Genomic DNA, 20,338 nt, shown 5'->3' with positions numbered 1-20,338 from the left:
ATTATGATTGATAGTCCTTTTCGTTTACCACGTTACACGCCTTTTGGTTTAGGTGAGTCTGTTGTCGAGTGGGCAACTGGGCTATCTAAGCTAGACCGACTCTATCAAGATCGACCAAACGAGTTATCTAGTTTTGAATTCATGCATCACACCTTGTCGGCGCTCAATATCGACTACTCGGTTTCATCTGGCACCACAGAGAATATTCCAGAAGAAGGGCCTGTGGTGATTGTGGCCAACCATCCGCTTGGCGCCATTGAAGGGGTGATCCTTGCCGATCTCGTAGGATCAGTAAGGAAGGATGTTAAGGTGTTGGCGAACGAGCTACTTAAGCGCCTGCCGGAGCTGGATGATCTTTTCATCGGTGTCGATGTCTTTAACAGTAAAGAGTCGAAACGCACCAATGCCAAAGCGATTCGAGATGCCAATCGTCATTTGGCTGATGGTGGGCTTTTGATTGTATTCCCTGCGGGTGAAGTGTCGAGCTACCGTAAAGGGGCAAAAACACTGACAGACATCGAGTGGAGCAAGTCTGTTGCTAAATTCGTAAAACGTCACCAAGCCACCACAGTGCCTATCTTTATCAATGGTAAAAACAGCGAGCTTTTCTACCAAGCAGGACGTGTTCATCCACTATTAAGAACCGCTCTGCTCGGGCGTGAGCTTCTTAATAAACAGGCGACGACTATCTCTATCTCGATTGGCTCATCGATTCCGTATTCAGAGATAAAATCGTTTGAAAAAGAAATGGATATCGTCAACTACCTACGACTCAATACCTACCTAATGAGTCAACAAGACAGCCCGAATACGCCAATCCACGCCCCCTCTTTTGATACCCAAGTGATTGCACCTATTCCACCAGAAGTGTTGGCAATAGAGGTCGACTCTCTTCCGGAAGAGATGAAGTTACTTGAGCAAGGGGACTTTGAGGTCTACTGCACGCCTAGCCAATCTATTCCTAACTTAATGCGCGAGATTGGTCGAGTAAGAGAAGAAAGCTTTAGAGAAGTCGGAGAAGGCAGCGGGCTGGCCTGTGATTTAGATGAGTATGACCTTTACTACCATCAACTATTTGTGTGGAATAAAACCAAGGCAGAACTGGTTGGCGCGTATCGACTCGGTATGGTCGACAAACTCATCGCTGAGCACGGGCTTGATCAGCTCTACTCTCGTAGCCTGTTTAACTACAACCAAGAATTCATTGATACTCTAGAAAACAGCATTGAGCTTGGGCGATCGGTAGTAAGTAAACCTTACCAAAAGAGTCTGAACTCACTGCTACTATTGTGGAAAGGCATCGCGACCTTTGTGTCTCATCACCCTAAATACACCCATCTGTTCGGCCCTGTCAGTATCAGTAATGATTACAGCCACAATGCGCGTCTGTTGATCGCGACCACCTTATCAATCCATCACTACGATGAGGAAAAGGCGAATTTGGTTTCACCTTCGTCGCCACTCAATACGAGCAGTCATGTGTTCTGGCAGAATCACCTGCTCTCTTCACTGGCGAGTGTGCCTCTACTCTCTAAAGTGTTAGCACGCATGGAGCAAGGTAAAGGCCTGCCGGTACTGCTACGCCAATATCTAGGGATGAACGGCAAACTGGTGTGTTTTAATGTCGACCCATCGTTTAATGATGCCTTGGATGGTTTGATTGTGGTGAACCTTAAAAAGGTACCACTGAAGACTCTGGGTAAATACATGGGCAGAGAGCTTGCTCAAGACTACCTAGAGCAACACGCACGCCGCTGATTTATCCCGCTCTGTACCTCTCTCCAAATAAGTGCGATGATTTCGGCACTTATTTGGGATAGGTTATTTTCATGCACACCTCTTTTATCGAACAACTGCAAAGCTTCGACTTCTCTGAAAGCCAGATTGAATCTCTCTTAGCTGTCGCCAAGCCACTTGAGTTGCCAACCAGACACATTTTGATCAATCAAGGTGAGATGGCGAGTTCAATCTACTTTGTACTTGAAGGCTTATGTCATGCTTGCTACCTCACTGATGATGGTAAGCAATACAGCAAAGAGTTCTACTGGGAACAAGATTGGATCATCGGCTTTGAGAGTCTGATAAAGAACCAAGCGTCCCCTTACCTATTAGAAACGCTGACTCCCATCACCATGTTAGAGCTGCCAATGAATGCGGTTATCGAGTGGCGTGCATCAAATAATCCTTTGTATTTAAAGCTGTTAGAAACACAACTGATGCATAAGGAAAACAAAGAACGCTTCATGCTGCTCTATACACCAGAGCAACGTTATCAGCTGTTCTGCGAGCACTATCCCGACCTTGAGCAGCGCTTGAACGACAATCAAATTGCAGCCTACCTAGGAATAACCGCAATCAGCCTGAGCAGAATTAAAGGTCGAATTAACAATAGTTAATGCCAACAATCATCGCGCATAGTACATTCAGAGCATCGATAATCTCTGGATGTAAACATGATCACTTGGCACTCAATTCCGTTTTCTAAACTCTCAACACAACAGCTTTATCAACTACTTAAATTAAGAGTCGATGTATTTGTGGTTGAGCAAACTTGTCCTTATCCAGAGCTCGACGGAAAAGATACACTCGCAGATGTTGAGCACCTGCTTGGCTATTCTGATGAAGAGTTAGTAGCGTGTGCACGTTTATTACCACCAGGTACGTCTTACGACAACACCAGCATCGGCCGAGTAGCAACCAAGCAATCAGCAAGAGGTGATGGCTTGGGGCATAAATTGCTGGTAGAAGCATTAGCTCGCTGTGAGGCTCTTTGGCCTAATACAGCCATTGATATTGGCGCGCAGCAACATCTAGAAAACTTCTATGCGAGCCACGGCTTCAAGACCATCTCGGATATGTACCTCGAAGATGATATTCCTCATGTAGACATGAGATTAGAAAAATAATGACGAATATCACTGCCGGTATTCTATTGTTGGTTGCAGGTAACTTGTTTGCCTCGCTTTCCGACGTAGCGGTAAAGCTGTTAAATGGCGAAGTACCGCCCTTACAGTATATTTTTTTCCGACAGTTGATATCTCTGCTCATCATCACCCCTTTGTGGCTACAGCAAAAAAAAGAACAACGATGCTTACAGCAAGCCAAAGTCACCTTCATACGAGGCCAACTAATATTAATTGGTAGCGGGTGTATGGTTGTGGCAATCACTCATTTATCTTTAGCAACCGCCAACGCTGTGTTTTACGTGGCTCCCCTATTGATGTTGCCTCTTTCTATATTTCTACTCAAAGAGCAGCCTGCACTTGGGAAGGTGATCGCCACTACCATAGGTTTCATCGGTGCACTGATTGTCTTAAGGCCATCACAATTTCATTGGGCAGCACTGTTTGCTTTGGGTACAGCACTCACTCTCGCACTCTTTAATGTACTCGTAAGAAAGCTTCCTAGTGAGCAAACGGTGGTCACTACGCTGTGGTGGACAACCTTATTCTCTATTCCAGCCTCATTAGTACTGTGCTTCTTATACTGGCAGCCGGTGTCTGTGGAGCATTTGGGATACATAGCATTAAGTGCGACGCTAATCTTAAGCTACAACGGCCTTGCGGTTGCTGCCTATCAAAAAGCACACTCTAGCCAAATTGCCTTGGCTGAGTATTCAGGATTGGTGTTTGTCGCGCTAATAGGTGCAATATGGTTCGATGAGATTCCGGATACATTAACCTTTATCGGAATCATGCTTATCATCTTGCCACTCGCCCCTTTCAAGCGACCAAAAAAAAGAGCTAATGCTTAGCTCTTTTCTATCGTTTATCTGTGTCTGGCAAGGCGCTTTAACTCAGGCTTACTGTTCATCTACTTACTGCGACCAAAGCCACCATCGGATAAGCGGAAGAACATCACCGAAGTATCGCCTTTCTCTAGCTGAAGAATGTCCAACTGCCCAGTTTCAGCAAGTTTGAAACGAACCAGTTGGCCTTTACGAATCTGACTGAGTGGCTTATCTGCACCTTCAATACGCACTAACGCATTCAAGTCAGACAATGGCAAATCGTTGTTTCGAAAAACCTGCGCTAACGTATCCCCTTGCTTAACAAGGTACTCCTGCCAATTTTTGTTACTCGGTTCTGATGAACTGCTCTTGGCATTTTGCTGTTCGCTTAAGCCGACGGTGTTTATTTCAAGCTCAACGCGCGATGTTGTTGGAGCTGTGTCTACTTTAGGTTCTGGTAGCGGCACAAAAAGTAATATCAGTACGATCGGAGAAATCACCATCAACAGTCTTTGGTGTAACTTCGGCAATGAGCCCCAAGTTTGCGCTGTCGAGGTTTTCAATTTCTTCACATCGATCGAACTCAATTTCTCTTTGACCTTATTCAGTCGATCCTTGAATTCTGCTAAGTGGTCAACTTTCTGTTTTTTCTTTTGACGACGATTCATACCACTGCGTCCTATACATTGAATAACTACAGTATAAAAACCAAAGTACCAACAGTATAGATCTTTCCGTCACAACAAGGCCCAAAGCGAGAAAATTGACATGGCTGTGATTTGGGCACGGTAAAGCGCAAGTGATCAGGGACTAGCCGTTTCTTCACGCTGCTAATACTGGTATTCTTACCCTTTTCGTACTGACAAAAAGAGTGACTTTTCATGTCTGAAGTAAAATTTGAAACTGTAGAGCAAAAAGCTAGCTACGGTATCGGTCTACAAATGGGCCAACAACTTGCTGGTTCTGGTCTTGAAGGCCTAAACGTTGACGCAATCGCTGCTGGTATCGCAACAGCTCTAGTTGGCGACATGCCAGCTATCGAAGTTGACGAAATCAACAACGCACTACAAGAGCTACACACTCGCGGTGAAGCTGCACGTCAAGAACTAGCTAAAGCTGCTGCTGCTGACGGCGAAGCTTTCCTAGCTGACAACGCTCTTCGTTCAGAAGTAACGGTTCTTGAGTCTGGTCTTCAGTACGAAGTACTAACTGAAGGTACTGGCGAAATCCCAACTGCAGACAAGCAAGTACGTGTTCACTACCACGGCGAACTAACTGACGGTACTGTTTTCGACAGCTCTGTATCTCGCGGTCAACCTGCTGAATTCCCTGTAACTGGCGTAATTCAAGGTTGGGTACAAGCTCTACAAATGATGCCTGTTGGCTCTAAGTGGAAGCTATACATCCCTCAAGATCTAGCATACGGTGAGCGTGGCGCAGGTGCTGCAATCCCACCATTTGCTGCTCTAGTATTTGAAGTAGAACTTCTAGCTATTCTTTAATTTTATTAAAAACCTTTAGTAAAACAAAATACTATTGGCAAATAAAATTGAAATAATCCAACGGCGATGTGACTACATCGCCGTTTTTCGTTTATAGTGAAAGAGTAAATTACTTTATTACTTAAGGACGAATAATGAAGAAAGTACTAATCACAGTTTTAAGCAGCCTTGCTGTTGTCTCTTGCGCTAGCACTAGCGACTCTGAACAAACCAGTTCATCATCAGATACCAACTATTCCCAACTATCACAAACTGCACTAATGGCAGCAGTGAATATGTGGTCTCAGCAGAACGAAACAACACCGCTTGTGGATACGGTAGCTGACCAAGCTTCTGTTACCAGCGACCAAGCAGTTGGCGGTATTGGTTCAATGTTAGCCCTTGCACAAAACTCACTTGGCACAGCCGACAACAAAGAACTCGCAACGCTTATTCCGGGTATGTCGAGCCTTGAGTCTACTGGTCTATCATCGCTACTAAGCTCACAAGGTGCCGTTGAAAGTGCGTTTTCTGGATTAGGTATGGATCCATCAATGGTTACAACATTTGCACCCATCATTCTTCAAGCACTGCAGTCACAAGGTGCAACGAGCGGCCTGATGGATTCACTTTCAGCTATATGGCAATAATCGTTAGTATTAATAGCTAGCTTAAAATTTGATAAGGGCACTTCGGTGCTCTTTTTTGTGCGTGGAAGAAAAGATATTTGAGATACGAGATACGAGATACGAGATACGAGATACGAGATACGAGATACGAGATACGAGATACGAGATACGAGATACGAGATATTTTTGAAAAATGGCGCAGACAAGACAAGCAAAAAATGCCAAACATCATGGTGCAATTTCTATTGTCTATTCCTTGTTCTACAGACACAAAAAAGCCGAGCTAATGCTCGGCTTTTGTATTAAGAATCTAGTATAGATTACTCAGCAGCTTCTTCAGCAGCTGGGCGGTCTACAAGCTCAATGTAAGCCATTGGAGCTTTATCACCAGTACGGAAACCACATTTAAGAATGCGAGTGTAACCACCTTGGCGAGCCGCGAAACGCGGGCCTAGTTCATTAAATAGTTTTGCCACAACTTCGTTATCACGAGTGCGAGCAAATGCAAGACGACGGTTAGCAACACTGTCTGTCTTAGCTAGGGTAATCAATGGCTCAATTACGCGACGTAGTTCTTTTGCTTTAGGCACGGTAGTTTTAATAACTTCGTGACGAACAAGAGAGCTAGCCATGTTGCTGAACATCGCTTTGCGATGACTGCTGTTGCGGTTGAGTTGACGACCACTTTTACGATGGCGCATGACCTAATCCTTCTAACTTTTCGATTAATCTTCAGCGATTGACGCTGGTGGCCAGTTTTCTAGACGCATGCCTAGAGAAAGACCACGTGAAGCAAGCACATCTTTAATCTCTGTAAGAGATTTCTTACCAAGGTTTGGCGTTTTAAGTAGCTCAACCTCAGTGCGCTGTACAAGATCACCGATGTAGTGAATCGCTTCTGCTTTCAAACAGTTAGCAGAGCGAACTGTTAGTTCAAGATCGTCTACAGGACGTAGTAGGATAGGATCGAATTCTGGCTTCTCTTCCTTCTCCTCAGGTACACGTACATCACGAAGATCTACGAACGCATCCAGTTGTTCAGCTAAAATAGTAGCTGCACGACGGATTGCTTCCTCAGGTTCTAGAGTACCGTTCGTTTCCATATCGATAACAAGCTTGTCTAAATCAGTACGTTGTTCTACACGTGCCGCTTCTACAGCGTAAGCGATTTTATCAACCGGGCTGTAAGTAGCGTCAACTAGTAGACGACCGATAGGACGCTCATCTTCTTCAGTATGGATACGAGCTGAAGCTGGAACGTAACCACGACCACGTTCTACTTTGATACGCATAGCGATCTCAGCGTTGTCATCCGTTAGGTGACAAATTACGTGCTCAGGGTTAGCGATCTCTACATCACCATCGTGGGTGATGTCACCTGCAACAACAGGGCCTGAGCCTGATTTGTTCAGTGTAATAAACACTTCATCTTTGCCTTCAGCAACGCGTACAGCCAAACCTTTAAGGTTTAGAAGGATTTCCAGGATATCTTCCTGAACGCCTTCTTTAGTGCTGTATTCGTGTAGCACACCTTCAATTTCAACTTCTGTTACGGCACAACCCGGCATAGAAGATAGAAGAATGCGGCGAAGAGCATTACCTAGAGTGTGGCCGAAACCGCGCTCTAATGGCTCAAGAGTTACTTTCGCGTGTGTCGTATTGATCTGTTCAATGTCAACAAGACGCGGCTTAAGAAATTCTGTTACAGAACCCTGCATTGTGTCCTCTCTTTTTTTAACCTTACTTAGAGTAAAGTTCGACGATCAAGTGTTCATTGATGTCAGCTGATAGGTCAGAACGCTCAGGCATACGCTTGAATGTACCTTCCATTTTGCCAGCATCTACTTCAATCCAAGTTGGCTTTTCACGTTGTTCAGCAACTTCTAGAGCCGCTTTAATACGAGATTGCTGTTTAGCTTTCTCGCGGATAGAAACAACGTCGTTTGCCGCTACTTTGAAAGAAGGAACGTTTACAACTTTACCGTTAACTAGAATAGACTTGTGGCTAACTAGTTGACGAGATTCAGCACGAGTAGCGCCAAAGCCCATACGGTAAACTACGTTATCAAGACGACCTTCAAGAAGCTGAAGCAGGTTTGCACCTGTGTTGCCTTTAAGACGTGCAGCTTCTTTGTAGTAGTTGCGGAATTGTTTTTCTAGAACGCCGTAGATACGACGAACTTTTTGCTTCTCACGAAGCTGAACGCCATACTCAGATAGACGACCGCGACGAGCGCCGTGTACACCTGGTGCGTTATCAATTTTACACTTGGTATCGATCGCACGGACACCAGACTTAAGGAATAAGTCAGTACCTTCGCGACGGCTAAGCTTCAGCTTAGGACCCAAATATCTTGCCATGATCTTTCTCCAATATTCCTAGAAACGAAACTTAAACGCGACGTTTCTTAGGTGGACGACAACCGTTATGAGGGATTGGTGTCGCATCAACAATGTTAGTGATACGGAAACCAGCAGCGTTCAGTGCACGAACAGTAGATTCGCGACCTGGACCTGGACCCTTAACCATAACTTCCAAGTTCTTTAGGCCATATTCTTTAGCCATTTCACCACAACGCTCAGCTGCAACTTGTGCTGCGAACGGAGTAGATTTACGAGAACCACGGAAACCTGAACCACCTGCTGTAGCCCATGCAAGAGCGTTGCCTTGACGGTCAGTGATAGTTACGATTGTGTTGTTGAAAGAAGCATGAATGTGCGCTACGCCATCAGCTACTTGCTTGCGTACGCGCTTACGCGCGCGAGTTGGTTGTTTTGCCATTGTACTCTACCTTATCCGACTATTTCTTGATCGGCTTGCGCGGACCCTTACGGGTGCGAGCGTTGGTTTTAGTACGCTGTCCACGTAGTGGTAGACTGCGACGATGACGAAGACCGCGGTAACAGCCAAGGTCCATAAGACGCTTGATGTTCATCGATACTTCACGACGTAGATCACCTTCTACAGTGTACTTAGCTACACCATCACGCAGTTGATCGATCTGCTCTTCAGTTAGTTCACTGATCTTAGCATCTTCAGCAATACCCACTTCAGCTAGAATAGCTTGAGAGCGAGTTTTACCGATACCGTAGATTGCAGTAAGTGCAATTACAGAATGCTTATGATCAGGAATGTTAATGCCGGCTATACGGGCCATTATTCACTCCTAAGGGGTTCATAAAAGAATTATCCGCAGCAAAGCCCGTTATGGATACGCTGCGGCATACTACTTCTTTTGCACGCAAAAGGTAGGCCGAGGAATATACTCGACTCTACCTTGTATTTCAAGTAAAAATTTCTGCTAATTAGCCTTGGCGTTGCTTATGCTTTGGCTCACTGCAAATCACGCGAACGACACCGTTACGCTTGATAACTTTACAGTTACGGCAGATTTTTTTAACGGAAGCACGAACTTTCATTGCTAAACTCCGTAAATGGAATCGAAATTGTTACCACCGAATTAACGGCCGTAACCCTTCAGATTCGCTTTCTTTAACACAGAATCATACTGTTGTGACATCAGATGAGTCTGTACCTGTGCCATGAAATCCATGATAACTACCACTACGATTAGTAGTGATGTGCCGCCAAAGTAGAAACGAACGTTCCACGCGACCATCATGAACTCAGGAATCAGACATATAAAAGTAATGTATAGAGCGCCCGCAAGGGTTAGTCTAGTCATCACTTTATCGATATATTTCGCTGTCTGCTCACCTGGGCGGATACCGGGTACGAATGCACCAGACTTCTTCAAGTTATCAGCTGTTTCACGTGGGTTAAACACCAACGCTGTATAGAAGAAACAGAAGAAGATTATAGCTGCTGCATAAAGCATTACATACAAAGGTTGACCTGGGCTAAGAGCTAATGACACGTCAGTTAACCAACCGAACGCGCTGCTTTCACCATTTTGACCAAACCACTGCGCTAATGTTCCTGGGAACAAAATAATACTTGATGCGAAAATCGCTGGAATAACACCTGCCATATTAATCTTAAGAGGCAAGTGAGAGCTTTGTGCTGCAAAAACTTTACGACCTTGTTGACGTTTCGCATAGTTAACGACGATACGACGTTGACCACGTTCCATGAAAACTACGAAGTAAATAACAGCAAAAGACAATACAGCAATCAACAGCAGAAGAAGCACATGCAATTCACCTTGACGCGCTTGCTCGATTGTTTGACCGATTGCAGAAGGCAATCCAGCAACAATACCTGCAAAAATCAGAATGGAAATACCATTACCGATTCCTCGCTCAGTGATTTGTTCACCTAACCACATTAAGAACATGGTACCAGTTACTAAACTCACGGTAGCAATAAGCGTAAACATGGTTTGGTTGATAACAACCAGATTGTCGACCATGTTTGGTAAGCCTGTTGCGATACCAATAGCTTGGAATGTTGCAAGTACAAGCGTGCCGTAGCGTGTATATTGGCTTATCTTACGACGGCCTGCTTCACCCTCTTTCTTGAGTTCCGCTAACGCTGGATGAACTACAGTTAGCAATTGGACTACGATCGATGCCGAAATGTACGGCATGATACCCAATGCTAATATAGATGCACGCTCAAGAGCACCACCGGAGAACATGTTAAACATTTCTACGATGGTACCTTTTTGCTGATCGAACAAATCGGCAAGTACAGCTGCGTCAATACCAGGGATCGGCACAAAAGAGCCGGCTCGGAATACTAAAAGTGCACCAATTACGAATAATAAGCGCGACTTTAGTTCACTTAAGCCGCTCTGAGCACTACGAAAATCTTGTCCTGGTTTCTTAGCCATCTGTACCTCGTTCCTCGAGATTATTCCTCGATTTTACCGCCTGCAGCTTCGATTGCAGCTTTAGCGCCTTTAGTCACGCGTAGACCTTTAACAGTCACAGCTTTGCTTAGGTCACCAGAAAGAACGATCTTAACAAACTCGATGTTCTTAGTGATAACGTTAGCAGCTTTAAGGCTGTTAAGATCAACTACGTCACCTGTTACTTTCGCTAGCTCAGCTAGACGAACTTCAGCAGACACTAGGCTCTTACGAGAAGTGAAACCGAATTTAGGTAGACGTTGTTTTAGAGGCATTTGACCGCCTTCAAAACCTGGACGAACAGAGCCGCCAGAACGTGACTTTTGACCTTTGTGACCGCGGCCACCTGTTTTACCAAGGCCAGAACCGATACCACGACCTACACGCTTCTTAGAAGGTTTAGAGCCAGCAGCCGGTGATAGAGTATTCAAACGCATTCTGATTACTCCTCAATCTTAACCATGTAGTAAACCTTGTTGATCATACCGCGTACGCACGGTGTATCTTCAAGTTCTACTGTATGGTTGATGCGACGAAGACCTAGACCTTTAAGACACGCTTTGTGCTTAGGTAGGCGACCAATTGAGCTTTTAGTTTGAGTTACTTTAATAGTTGCCATCGTGTGCTTACTCCGAAATAGATTCAACAGTTAGACCACGTTTAGCAGCAACCATTTCTGGTGACTTAACGTCTACTAGAGCACCAATCGTTGCGCGAACAACGTTGATAGGGTTCGTTGAACCGTATGCTTTAGAAAGTACGTTATGTACGCCTGCAACTTCAAGTACGGCACGCATTGCACCACCGGCAATAACACCTGTACCTTCAGCAGCTGGCTGCATGTAAACTTTAGAGCCCGAATGACGACCTTTCACCGGGTGGTGAAGAGTGCCTTCGTTAAGCGCAACAGTAACCATGTTACGACGCGCTTTTTCCATTGCTTTTTGAATCGCAGCAGGTACTTCACGAGCTTTGCCGTAACCGAAACCTACACGACCATTACCGTCACCAACTACTGTTAGTGCAGTGAAGCTCATGATTCGACCACCTTTAACCGTCTTAGATACACGGTTAACTGCGATCAGCTTTTCTTGCAAATCATTAGCTTGTTGTTGTTCTTTAGCCATCTTCCAACCCTACCTTAGAATTTCAGACCAGCTTCGCGAGCAGAATCTGCTAGCGCCGCTACTCGACCGTGGTATTGGAAACCAGAACGATCGAATGCAACTGAAGCTACGCCTTTTTCAAGAGCGCGCTCAGCAACAGCTTTACCAACTGCTTTAGCTGCATCAACGTTACCAGTGTTCTTAACTTGCTCACGGATCGCTTTTTCTACAGTAGAAGCAGCTGCGATAACCTCAGAGCCGTTTGCCGCGATAACTTGTGCGTAAACATGGCGAGGAGTACGGTGTACTACCAGGCGAGTTGCACCAAGTTCTGCAATCTTACGACGTGCACGTGTAGCACGACGGATGCGAGATGCTTTCTTATCCATAGTGATACCTTACTTCTTCTTAGCTTCTTTAGTACGCACATTTTCATCTGCGTAACGAACACCTTTGCCTTTGTAAGGCTCAGGAGCACGGTAAGAACGAATGTCAGCCGCAACTTGACCTACTACTTGCTTATCGCAACCAGTAATGATGATCTCAGTTTGGCTAGGGCACTCAGCTTTAATACCTTCAGGTAGAGCGTGCTCTACTGGGTGAGAAAAACCAAGTGTTAGAGCTACAGAGTTGCCTTTCATAGCAGCACGGTAACCAACACCCTTAAGAGTTAGCTTCTTAGTGAAGCCCTCAGTAACACCCACAACCATGTTATTAACTAGAGCGCGAGCTGTACCAGCTTGTGCCCATGCGTTAGTAACACCTTCTTTCGGACCGAAAGTTAGGTTGGTTTCTTCCTGTGCAATAACTACGGCGCTGTTAAGAACGCGAGTAAGCTCACCTTTGCTACCTTTTACAGTAACTTCTTGGCCGTTTAGTTTCACCTCTACGCCAGCTGGAATAGCGACAGGTGCTTTAGCAACACGAGACATAATCTACTCCTTAAGCTACGTAACAGATGATTTCACCGCCAAGACCTGCTTTACGAGCAGCACGGTCAGACATCAGACCCTTGGAAGTAGAAACAACTGCAATACCAAGACCACCCATCACTGTAGGTAAAGAGTCTTTATTTTTATAAACTCTTAGACCAGGACGTGATACACGCTTGATTTGCTCGATTACAGGTTTAGCTTGGAAGTACTTAAGAGTAACTTCTAGCTCAGGTTTTGCTTCGCTGTTAACAGCGAAGTCTACGATGTAACCTTCAGCTTTAAGTAATGCAGCAATTGCAACTTTAAGCTTTGAAGAAGGCATTTTTACAGCAACTTTGTTTGCTGCCTGACCGTTACGAACTCGGGTCAGCATATCCGAAATCGGATCTTGCATGCTCATAAGATTTACTCCAAATGATTAAGTGGCAATTACCAGCTAGCCTTACGAAGACCCGGAATCTCGCCTTTCATGCAAGCTTCACGAACCTTAATGCGGCTTAGACCGAATTTACGTAGGTAACCGTGTGGACGACCAGTTTGGTTGCAACGGTTGCGCTGACGTGATGCACTTGAATCACGTGGAAGAGATTGCAGTTTAAGAACCGCATTCCAACGATCTTCTTCAGATGCGTTTACATCGCTAATGATAACTTTTAGCGCAGAACGCTTTTCAGCGAACTTAGCTACTAGTTTTGCACGTTTAGCTTCACGTGCTTTCATTGATTGTTTAGCCATAACAGTAACCCTACCCTTACTTACGGAATGGGAAGTTAAAGGCAGCCAGCAGAGCTCGGCCTTCCTCATCGGAACCCGCAGAAGTCGTGATAGTGATATCAAGACCGCGGACGCGATCGACTTTATCGTAGTCGATTTCCGGAAAGATGATTTGCTCGCGAACGCCCATGCTGTAGTTACCGCGACCGTCAAAAGACTTAGCGCTAACACCACGGAAATCACGTACACGTGGAAGTGCGATAGAGATTAAACGCTCTAAAAATTCCCACATGCGCTCACCACGCAAGGTTACTTTACAACCAATTGGGTAGCCTTCACGAATTTTGAAACCAGCTACAGATTTACGCGCTTTAGTGATAAGAGGCTTTTGACCAGAGATCGTTGCCATATCAGCTGCTGCGTTTTCTAGCAGTTTCTTATCGTTGATTGCTTCACCAACGCCCATGTTTAGGGTGATTTTCTCAATCCTAGGGACTTGCATGACGCTTGTGTAGCTGAACTCTTTGGTAAGCTCAGCGACTACAGACGACTTGTAGTAATCATGCAGTTTCGCCATAGTAGAACTCCAAATTACTTCTAATTAGTTAGAAACAGTTTCGCCGTTAGATTTGAAGAAACGAACTTTCTTGCCATCTTCGATACGGAAACCGATACGGTCTGCTTTACCAGTAGCCGCGTTAAAAACAGCAACGTTAGAAGCATCAATAGCTGCTTCTTGTTCAACGATGCCACCTTGTTGACCTAGAGCCGGAACCGGCTTTTGGTGTTTCTTAACAAGGTTGATGCCTTCAACGATAACTTTACCAGTTGTCAGAACCTTAGTTACTTTACCTTTCTTGCCTTTATCTTTACCAGCAAGAATGATTACTTCGTCATTACGACGGATTTTAGCTGCCATATTGCCGCTCCTTACAGAACTTCAGGTGCTAGTGATACAATCTTCATGAATTTCGCGTTACGAAGTTCACGAGTCACAGGACCAAAGATACGTGTGCCGACTGGTTGCTCAGTAGTGTCATTTAACAATACACAAGCATTACTGTCGAAGCGAATGACAGAACCGTCTGGGCGACGAACGCCTTTACGGGTGCGCACTACTACCGCCTTCAGAACATCACCTTTCTTTACTTTACCGCGAGGAATCGCTTCCTTCACTGTAACCTTGATGACGTCACCGATATGTGCATAACGGCGGTGAGAGCCACCCAGAACCTTAATACACATTACCTTGCGCGCGCCAGAGTTATCTGCTGCGTCAAGTGTACTTTGCATCTGGATCATTGTTAGTGCTCCGCTAAATATTAAAACTAGACCCTCTCGGGTCGGGCTGCCTCTTTAAAAGGGACGCGAATTGTACCACCCTTTTTTTAAATTGGGTAGACAAAAAACAAGCGGCTCCAAAAAATTATTTGGAGCCGCTTATAAGTTATAGAATTACAAAGATTAAATCTTCGCTTTTTCTAGAACTTTAACCAATGTCCAAGACTTAGTCTTAGACAGAGGACGACACTCAGCGATTTCAACTTTGTCGCCTAGGCCACAAGTGTTGTCTTCGTCGTGTGCGTGTACTTTAGTCGTGCGTTTGATGAACTTACCGTAAATTGGGTGTTTTACAGTGCGCTCAATAGCAACAACGATAGACTTGTCCATCTTGTCACTTACTACACGGCCTTGCTGGATGCGGTTAGTTTCGCTCATTATGCGCCTGCCTTTTCAGTCAAAACAGTTTTCACACGTGCGATGTCACGGCGTACAGCTTTTAGAGTATGAGTTTGCTGTAGTTGACCAGTTGCAGCTTGCATGCGCAAGTTGAACTGTTCACGTAGCAAATTCAATAGCTCAGCGTTAAGCTCTTCAACGTTCTTTTCGCGTAGATCTTGTGCTTTCATCACATCACCTGCTTAGTTACAAAAGTAGTTTTAACAGGCAGTTTACGTGCCGCTAGGCGGAACGCTTCACGTGCCAACTCTTCAGGTACGCCATTCATCTCGTACATAACTTTGCCTGGTTGGATTTGAGCAACCCAGTACGCAACTGAACCTTTACCTTTACCTTGACGAACTTCAAGAGGCTTTTCAGTAATCGGCTTGTCTGGGAATACACGGATCCAGATTTGACCTTGACGCTTAATGTGACGTGTCATAGCACGACGTGCCGCTTCGATTTGACGTGCAGTCAGACGACCACGGCCAACAGCTTTAAGACCGAATTCGCCGAAGCTTACTTCAGTACCTTTAGCTAGACCACGGTTACGACCAGTCATAACCTTGCGGAACTTAGTACGTTTTGGTTGTAGCATCGTTCGACTCCTTACTTACGGCCTTTACGCTGCTTCTTAGGCTTATCGCCTTTTGGCTCTACTGCGTTAGCAGCTGGCATACCGCCTAGAATCTCACCTTTGAAGATCCAAACTTTAATGCCGATCACACCGTATTGAGTGTGAGCCGAAGAAGTTGCGTAATCAATGTCTGCACGTAGAGTGTGTAGAGGCACACGGCCTTCACGGTACCACTCAGAACGTGCGATTTCAGCACCGCCAAGACGGCCGCCTACTTGTACTTTGATGCCTTTAGCGCCTAGACGCATAGCATTTTGTACCGCACGCTTCATTGCACGACGGAACATAACACGACGCTCTAGTTGAGACGCGATGCTATCAGCTACAAGCTGACCATCTAGCTCAGGCTTACGTACTTCAGCGATGTTAATTTGCGCTGGTACACCTGCGATTTTAGCTACAGCTGCGCGTAGCTTCTCTACGTCTTCACCTTTCTTACCGATAACAACGCCAGGACGAGCAGTGTGAATAGTCACACGGATGCTCTTCGCTGGACGCTCGATAACGATACGAGATAATGATGCTTTTTGTAGTTCCTTTGTAAGGAACTGACGTACCTTGAAGTCGCCGTCTAGGTTGTCAGCGAATTCGTTGGTATTAGCAAACCATGTAGCATTCCAAGGCTTAACGATGCCAAGACGAATACCATTAGGATGTACTTTCTGACCCATTGCTTACTCTCCTAGTCTTTAGCGATCTGCTACAACAATAGTGATGTGGCTTGAACGCTTCAAGATACGATCCGCACGACCTTTAGCACGAGGCATAATACGCTTCATGATAGGGCCCTCATCTACGAAGATTTTAGCGACATTTAGATCGTCGATATCTGCACCTTCGTTATGTTCCGCGTTAGCGATAGCTGACTCAAGAACCTTCTTAACTAATACAGCAGCTTTTTTGTTGCTGAAAGTTAGAATTTCTAGAGCTTGGTCTACCGACTTACCGCGAATTTGGTCTGCAACTAAGCGAGCTTTCTGTGGAGAAATACGAGCAAAGTTATGTTTAGCTAAAGCTTCCATCATCTACTCCTTATTTCTTCTTAGCTTTCTTATCTGCAGCATGACCGCGATAAGTACGAGTTGGTGCAAATTCGCCCAGTTTGTGACCGATCATTTCTTCGGTAACGAAAACTGGAACGTGCTGACGACCATTATGGACAGCGATGGTCAAACCAATCATTGTTGGGATGATCATTGAGCGACGGGACCAAGTCTTAATAGGCTTTTTGTCTCCGCTTTCCACCGCTTTCTCTACCTTCTTCAGCAAGTGTAGGTCAATAAAAGGACCTTTCTTGAGAGAACGTGGCATGGCGATTCCTCTTTATAAATTATTTAGTGCGACGACGTACGATGTACTTGTCAGTGCGCTTGTTCTTACGAGTCTTGAAGCCCTTAGTAGGAACGCCCCAAGGAGAAACTGGGTGACGACCACCAGATGTGCGGCCTTCACCACCACCATGTGGGTGATCCACCGGGTTCATTACTACACCACGTACGGTTGGACGTACGCCGCGCCAGCGTGAAGCACCAGCTTTACCAAGTTCACGTAGCATATGCTCAGAGTTACCAACTTCACCGATCGTTGCACGACCTTCAGAAAGAACTTTGCGCATCTCACCAGAACGTAGACGGATAGTTACGTATGCACCATCGCGAGCGATGATTTGAGCATAAGCACCAGCCGAACGAGCTAGTTGAGCACCTTTACCAGGCTTAAGTTCAACACAGTGTACAGTAGAACCTACTGGGATGTTGCGCATCGGCAGAGTGTTACCTGCTTTGATTGCAGCATCTACGCCAGATTGAATCTGGTCGCCTGCGTTAACACCTTTAGGTGCAATGATGTAACGACGCTCACCGTCTGCGTACAGAACTAGAGCGATGTTAGCACTACGGTTTGGATCGTATTCTAGACGCTCAACTTTCGCTGGGATGCCATCTTTAGTACGTTTGAAGTCAATCAGACGGTAATGGTGCTTATGACCACCACCGATGTGACGTACTGTAATACGACCGTTGTTGTTACGACCACCGTTCTTAGAGTTTTTCTCTAGAAGTGGTGCGTATGGCTTACCCTTGTGTAGGTCAGCGTTAACAACTTTAACGACGTGACGACGACCAGGGGAAGTCGGCTTACATTTAACAATAGCCATTTTTACTACTCCTGTTATTCCGCGCCGCCAACGAAGTCAAGATCTTGACCTTCTTTCAAAGTAACGTAGGCTTTCTTAACGTCTGAACGACGGCCTTCACGCATACCTTGACGTTTGGTCTTACCCTTTAATACAAGAGTATTTACAGACTTAACTTCAACTTCAAATAGCTTTTCTACAGCTGCTTTGATCTCTTTCTTAGTTGCATCTTTAGCTACTTTGAAAACGATAGTGTTCGCTTTCTCAGCTGCCATAGTTGCTTTTTCAGAGATGTGCGGAGCACGTAGAACTTTTAAGATACGCTCTTCAGTGATCATGCTAGCATCTCCTCAACTTGCTTAACTGCGTCAGCAGTCATTAGAACCTTGTCGAAAGCGATTAGTGATACTGGATCAACACCAGCAACATCACGTGCATCTACTTTGTATAGGTTACGAGCAGCTAAGAATAGATTTTCATCTACTTCGCCAGTCACAATCAGAACGTCGCTTAGCTCAAGCTCTTTAAGCTTAGCTACAAGTTCTTTTGTTTTTGGTGCTTCTACAGAGAAGTTATCAACAACGATTAAACGCTCTTGACGAACTAGCTCAGAAAGAATGCTCTTCATAGCACCGCGGTACATTTTTTTGTTTACTTTTTGGCTGTGATCTTGTGGTTTCGCAGCAAAAGTAACACCACCTGTACGCCAGATTGGGCTACGAATTGTACCAGCACGTGCGCGGCCAGTACCTTTTTGACGCCATGGCTTAGCGCCACCGCCAGATACTTCAGAACGAGTCTTTTGAGCACGAGTACCTTGACGAGCACCTGCTGCATATGCAACAACTACTTGGTGTACAAGAGCTTCGTTGAAGTCACGTCCGAAAGTAGTCTCGGAAACAGTTAGTGCATCAGCACCTTTAACCATCAATTCCATTACTTACTCCTAGACGTTATGCTTTAACAGCAGGTTTTACGATCACGTTTCCGCCTGTTGAGCCCGGTACTGCACCTTTAATAAGGAGTAGATTGCGCTCAGCGTCAACACGTACGATCTCTAGGTTTTGAGTCGTTACACGCTCAGCACCCATGTGACCTGCCATTTTCTTGCCTTTAAACACGCGGCCTGGAGTTTGACATTGGCCAATTGAACCCGGTGCGCGGTGAGACAAAGAGTTACCGTGAGTCATATCTTGAGTAGAGAAGTTCCAACGCTTGATAGCGCCTTGGAAGCCTTTACCTTTAGATGTACCAGTAACGTCTACTTTTTTAATTTCGTTGAAAAGTTCTACGTTTAGCTCAGCGCCAACTTCAAACTCTTCGCCGTTTTCTAAACGGAATTCCCAAAGACCGCGACCTGCTTCTACACCCGCTTTCGCGAAGTGACCAGCTTCAGGTTTAGTTACACGGTTAGCTTTCTTAGCACCAGTAGTTACTTGGATTGCTGCGTAGCCATCAGTCTCAAGAGTTTTAACTTGAGAAATACGGTTCGCTTCAACCTCAACAACAGTTACTGGGATAGAAACGCCTTCTTCAGTAAATACGCGGGTCATACCCACTTTACGTCCGACTAGACCAATCATTATTCTTATCTCCCTTAACCTAGGCTGATTTGAACATCAACGCCAGCTGCAAGATCAAGACGCATTAGAGCATCAACAGTTTTATCTGTTGGCTCAACGATGTCGATCAAACGCTTGTGAGTACGAATTTCGTACTGGTCACGTGCATCTTTGTTGACGTGTGGAGAGGTAAGAACAGTGAAACGCTCTTTACGAGTAGGTAGTGGAATAGGACCACGAACCTGTGCGCCAGTACGTTTTGCTGTTTCAACGATTTCCGCAGTTGAAGCATCGATTAGCTTGTAATCAAACGCTTTAAGGCGGATACGAATACGTTGGTTCTGCATGAGACAGAGCTCCAATTATTAAAAATTACACAAACAATATCGCCACTCAAACCCGATAAAACGAGAGAATGCCGATTGATTTATGTGAAACCGTAGCATCCAAAATTAGGACGCATTGTCAGTTAACTTTTGAAGCAAACAAGAAGTTTACTATTTTTATTAACCGCGAACATAAGCTGAGTATACATTACTAGGTAAGACCTACTCCTCAGTGCTCATTGGTTCACAACCAGCGTTAGCCAGTGCGATGCATTATACAGATCACACTTTAGTATGCAAGTAGTGTTGGAAAAATAATCGGAATTTATTGGAAATTGGTTTTGTATCGAGAGGGAAAAAGATAGATGGAAGGTAATATTTCTTTCGAGAAAACAAAAGGGAAGCCGAAGCTCCCCTTTTCAGATGCGTGCTCTTCTAATGAAGAGTGTGCAAAAATCTAAATGCTATTAAGCAAAGATTTTAGCTACAACACCAGCACCAACTGTACGGCCACCTTCGCGGATTGCGAAACGTAGACCTTCGTCCAT

At 45.1% G+C, this 20,338-nt stretch carries 35 protein-coding genes and 1 pseudogene; 6 read left to right on the top strand and 30 right to left on the bottom strand.

Going from position 1 to position 20,338, the window contains the following annotated elements:
* Nucleotides 1-3: 3 nt before the first annotated feature.
* From MSG35_RS21890 to MSG35_RS21875, 4 genes are all read left to right on the top strand, one after another.
* Nucleotides 4-1,758 carry a lysophospholipid acyltransferase family protein gene (locus MSG35_RS21890; RefSeq protein ID WP_059022209.1) on the top strand — a complete coding sequence of 585 codons (1,755 nt, stop codon included), beginning with the start codon at nt 4-6 and terminating at the stop codon, nt 1,756-1,758.
* 71 nt (nt 1,759-1,829) lie between these two features.
* Nucleotides 1,830-2,396 (top strand): Crp/Fnr family transcriptional regulator, encoded by a 567-nt coding sequence (locus tag MSG35_RS21885; protein ID WP_017067547.1) that lies wholly within the window; start codon nt 1,830-1,832, stop codon nt 2,394-2,396.
* 57 nt (nt 2,397-2,453) lie between these two features.
* Entirely contained in the window at nt 2,454-2,906 is a 453-nt protein-coding gene (locus tag MSG35_RS21880; RefSeq protein ID WP_059022211.1) for a GNAT family N-acetyltransferase, read from the top strand.
* Complete coding sequence (locus MSG35_RS21875; RefSeq protein WP_059022213.1) at nt 2,906-3,754, top strand: DMT family transporter; 849 nt, start codon at nt 2,906-2,908, stop codon at nt 3,752-3,754. The genes MSG35_RS21880 and MSG35_RS21875 overlap by 1 nt, the downstream gene beginning before the upstream one ends.
* A 59-nt stretch (nt 3,755-3,813) precedes the next feature.
* On the opposite strand, the gene MSG35_RS21870 is transcribed toward MSG35_RS21875, so the two are convergent.
* On the bottom strand, nt 3,814-4,398 hold the full coding sequence (locus MSG35_RS21870) for a LysM-like peptidoglycan-binding domain-containing protein (protein ID WP_059022215.1): 585 nt from the start codon (nt 4,396-4,398) through the stop codon (nt 3,814-3,816).
* Between the two features lie 213 nt (nt 4,399-4,611).
* Here MSG35_RS21870 and MSG35_RS21865 point away from each other — a divergent pair, with 213 nt between their 5' ends.
* Both MSG35_RS21865 and MSG35_RS21860 read left to right on the top strand, forming a co-directional pair.
* Nucleotides 4,612-5,232, top strand: coding sequence for an FKBP-type peptidyl-prolyl cis-trans isomerase (locus tag MSG35_RS21865; protein ID WP_008220519.1), 621 nt, complete (start codon nt 4,612-4,614; stop codon nt 5,230-5,232).
* Between the two features lie 134 nt (nt 5,233-5,366).
* On the top strand, nt 5,367-5,861 hold the full coding sequence (locus tag MSG35_RS21860) for a DUF2780 domain-containing protein (RefSeq protein ID WP_017058875.1): 495 nt from the start codon (nt 5,367-5,369) through the stop codon (nt 5,859-5,861).
* Between the two features lie 299 nt (nt 5,862-6,160).
* On the opposite strand, the gene rplQ is transcribed toward MSG35_RS21860, so the two are convergent.
* The 29 genes and pseudogenes from rplQ to MSG35_RS21715 all read right to left on the bottom strand — a co-directional run.
* Nucleotides 6,161-6,541 (bottom strand): 50S ribosomal protein L17, encoded by a 381-nt coding sequence (gene rplQ, locus MSG35_RS21855; protein ID WP_004729812.1) that lies wholly within the window; start codon nt 6,539-6,541, stop codon nt 6,161-6,163.
* A 24-nt stretch (nt 6,542-6,565) separates the two neighbouring features.
* Entirely contained in the window at nt 6,566-7,558 is a 993-nt protein-coding gene (rpoA, locus tag MSG35_RS21850; protein WP_004729813.1) for a DNA-directed RNA polymerase subunit alpha, read from the bottom strand.
* 22 nt (nt 7,559-7,580) lie between these two features.
* On the bottom strand, nt 7,581-8,201 hold the full coding sequence (rpsD, locus tag MSG35_RS21845) for a 30S ribosomal protein S4 (RefSeq protein ID WP_004738777.1): 621 nt from the start codon (nt 8,199-8,201) through the stop codon (nt 7,581-7,583).
* Nucleotides 8,202-8,232: 31 nt separating this feature from the next.
* Nucleotides 8,233-8,622, bottom strand: a complete 390-nt coding sequence (rpsK, locus tag MSG35_RS21840) for a 30S ribosomal protein S11 (RefSeq protein WP_004738778.1) — start codon at nt 8,620-8,622, stop codon at nt 8,233-8,235.
* Nucleotides 8,623-8,641: 19 nt separating this feature from the next.
* Nucleotides 8,642-8,998, bottom strand: a complete 357-nt coding sequence (rpsM, locus tag MSG35_RS21835) for a 30S ribosomal protein S13 (protein ID WP_004738779.1) — start codon at nt 8,996-8,998, stop codon at nt 8,642-8,644.
* Nucleotides 8,999-9,146: 148 nt separating this feature from the next.
* On the bottom strand, nt 9,147-9,260 hold the full coding sequence (rpmJ, locus tag MSG35_RS21830) for a 50S ribosomal protein L36 (RefSeq protein ID WP_000868186.1): 114 nt from the start codon (nt 9,258-9,260) through the stop codon (nt 9,147-9,149).
* 41 nt (nt 9,261-9,301) lie between these two features.
* Nucleotides 9,302-10,636 (bottom strand): preprotein translocase subunit SecY, encoded by a 1,335-nt coding sequence (gene secY, locus MSG35_RS21825; RefSeq protein ID WP_004738781.1) that lies wholly within the window; start codon nt 10,634-10,636, stop codon nt 9,302-9,304.
* A 20-nt stretch (nt 10,637-10,656) separates the two neighbouring features.
* Nucleotides 10,657-11,091 (bottom strand): 50S ribosomal protein L15, encoded by a 435-nt coding sequence (gene rplO / locus MSG35_RS21820; protein WP_004736758.1) that lies wholly within the window; start codon nt 11,089-11,091, stop codon nt 10,657-10,659.
* 5 nt (nt 11,092-11,096) lie between these two features.
* Entirely contained in the window at nt 11,097-11,273 is a 177-nt protein-coding gene (rpmD, locus tag MSG35_RS21815) for a 50S ribosomal protein L30 (protein WP_004736756.1), read from the bottom strand.
* A 7-nt stretch (nt 11,274-11,280) separates the two neighbouring features.
* The gene (gene rpsE / locus MSG35_RS21810) at nt 11,281-11,781 is read right to left on the bottom strand and encodes a 30S ribosomal protein S5 (protein ID WP_004736754.1); all 501 of its coding nucleotides are present in this window, start codon (nt 11,779-11,781) and stop codon (nt 11,281-11,283) included.
* A gap of 14 nt (nt 11,782-11,795) precedes the next feature.
* Nucleotides 11,796-12,149, bottom strand: coding sequence for a 50S ribosomal protein L18 (gene rplR, locus MSG35_RS21805; RefSeq protein WP_048605977.1), 354 nt, complete (start codon nt 12,147-12,149; stop codon nt 11,796-11,798).
* A gap of 9 nt (nt 12,150-12,158) precedes the next feature.
* The gene (gene rplF, locus MSG35_RS21800) at nt 12,159-12,692 is read right to left on the bottom strand and encodes a 50S ribosomal protein L6 (RefSeq protein WP_017063712.1); all 534 of its coding nucleotides are present in this window, start codon (nt 12,690-12,692) and stop codon (nt 12,159-12,161) included.
* A gap of 10 nt (nt 12,693-12,702) precedes the next feature.
* Nucleotides 12,703-13,095 carry a 30S ribosomal protein S8 gene (gene rpsH / locus MSG35_RS21795; protein WP_017061309.1) on the bottom strand — a complete coding sequence of 131 codons (393 nt, stop codon included), beginning with the start codon at nt 13,093-13,095 and terminating at the stop codon, nt 12,703-12,705.
* Nucleotides 13,096-13,124: 29 nt separating this feature from the next.
* Complete coding sequence (rpsN, locus tag MSG35_RS21790) at nt 13,125-13,430, bottom strand: 30S ribosomal protein S14 (RefSeq protein WP_004738789.1); 306 nt, start codon at nt 13,428-13,430, stop codon at nt 13,125-13,127.
* Between the two features lie 16 nt (nt 13,431-13,446).
* Nucleotides 13,447-13,986, bottom strand: a complete 540-nt coding sequence (rplE, locus tag MSG35_RS21785; RefSeq protein ID WP_004738790.1) for a 50S ribosomal protein L5 — start codon at nt 13,984-13,986, stop codon at nt 13,447-13,449.
* Between the two features lie 24 nt (nt 13,987-14,010).
* Nucleotides 14,011-14,328 carry a 50S ribosomal protein L24 gene (rplX, locus tag MSG35_RS21780; RefSeq protein ID WP_004738792.1) on the bottom strand — a complete coding sequence of 106 codons (318 nt, stop codon included), beginning with the start codon at nt 14,326-14,328 and terminating at the stop codon, nt 14,011-14,013.
* Nucleotides 14,329-14,339: 11 nt separating this feature from the next.
* Nucleotides 14,340-14,711 carry a 50S ribosomal protein L14 gene (gene rplN / locus MSG35_RS21775; RefSeq protein WP_004736740.1) on the bottom strand — a complete coding sequence of 124 codons (372 nt, stop codon included), beginning with the start codon at nt 14,709-14,711 and terminating at the stop codon, nt 14,340-14,342.
* 162 nt (nt 14,712-14,873) lie between these two features.
* Nucleotides 14,874-15,128, bottom strand: a complete 255-nt coding sequence (rpsQ, locus tag MSG35_RS21770; protein ID WP_004736739.1) for a 30S ribosomal protein S17 — start codon at nt 15,126-15,128, stop codon at nt 14,874-14,876.
* Nucleotides 15,128-15,319: a 50S ribosomal protein L29 gene (gene rpmC, locus MSG35_RS21765; protein WP_004736737.1), complete on the bottom strand. Its 192-nt coding sequence runs from the start codon at nt 15,317-15,319 to the stop codon at nt 15,128-15,130. The genes rpsQ and rpmC overlap by 1 nt, the downstream gene beginning before the upstream one ends.
* Nucleotides 15,319-15,729: a 50S ribosomal protein L16 gene (gene rplP / locus MSG35_RS21760; protein WP_004736736.1), complete on the bottom strand. Its 411-nt coding sequence runs from the start codon at nt 15,727-15,729 to the stop codon at nt 15,319-15,321. The genes rpmC and rplP overlap by 1 nt, the downstream gene beginning before the upstream one ends.
* Before the next feature lie 11 nt (nt 15,730-15,740).
* Nucleotides 15,741-16,439 (bottom strand): 30S ribosomal protein S3, encoded by a 699-nt coding sequence (gene rpsC / locus MSG35_RS21755; RefSeq protein ID WP_004736734.1) that lies wholly within the window; start codon nt 16,437-16,439, stop codon nt 15,741-15,743.
* An 18-nt stretch (nt 16,440-16,457) separates the two neighbouring features.
* The gene (gene rplV, locus MSG35_RS21750) at nt 16,458-16,790 is read right to left on the bottom strand and encodes a 50S ribosomal protein L22 (protein ID WP_004736732.1); all 333 of its coding nucleotides are present in this window, start codon (nt 16,788-16,790) and stop codon (nt 16,458-16,460) included.
* Nucleotides 16,791-16,800: 10 nt separating this feature from the next.
* Nucleotides 16,801-17,079 carry a 30S ribosomal protein S19 gene (gene rpsS, locus MSG35_RS21745; protein WP_004736729.1) on the bottom strand — a complete coding sequence of 93 codons (279 nt, stop codon included), beginning with the start codon at nt 17,077-17,079 and terminating at the stop codon, nt 16,801-16,803.
* Nucleotides 17,080-17,098: 19 nt separating this feature from the next.
* Nucleotides 17,099-17,923 (bottom strand): 50S ribosomal protein L2, encoded by an 825-nt coding sequence (gene rplB / locus MSG35_RS21740; protein ID WP_017076297.1) that lies wholly within the window; start codon nt 17,921-17,923, stop codon nt 17,099-17,101.
* A 14-nt stretch (nt 17,924-17,937) separates the two neighbouring features.
* Complete coding sequence (gene rplW / locus MSG35_RS21735) at nt 17,938-18,240, bottom strand: 50S ribosomal protein L23 (protein ID WP_004736765.1); 303 nt, start codon at nt 18,238-18,240, stop codon at nt 17,938-17,940.
* Nucleotides 18,237-18,839: a 50S ribosomal protein L4 gene (rplD, locus tag MSG35_RS21730; RefSeq protein ID WP_004738803.1), complete on the bottom strand. Its 603-nt coding sequence runs from the start codon at nt 18,837-18,839 to the stop codon at nt 18,237-18,239. The genes rplW and rplD overlap by 4 nt, the downstream gene beginning before the upstream one ends.
* A 16-nt stretch (nt 18,840-18,855) precedes the next feature.
* A complete protein-coding gene (rplC, locus tag MSG35_RS21725; RefSeq protein ID WP_004736763.1) occupies nt 18,856-19,485 on the bottom strand; it encodes a 50S ribosomal protein L3 in 630 nt (209 codons plus the stop codon).
* 14 nt (nt 19,486-19,499) lie between these two features.
* Complete coding sequence (rpsJ, locus tag MSG35_RS21720) at nt 19,500-19,811, bottom strand: 30S ribosomal protein S10 (protein WP_004736761.1); 312 nt, start codon at nt 19,809-19,811, stop codon at nt 19,500-19,502.
* Nucleotides 19,812-20,257: 446 nt separating this feature from the next.
* Nucleotides 20,258-20,338 (bottom strand): annotated as a pseudogene (locus MSG35_RS21715) (elongation factor Tu); the annotation flags it as partial.

It is taken from the genome of Vibrio sp. 1CM23M (assembly GCF_023161755.1).
In the GTDB taxonomy this organism is placed as follows: Bacteria; Pseudomonadota; Gammaproteobacteria; order Enterobacterales; family Vibrionaceae; genus Vibrio; species Vibrio coralliirubri.
The sequence above is the reverse complement of the archived record's forward strand: the minus strand, read 5'-3'. Positions and strand labels throughout refer to the sequence as shown.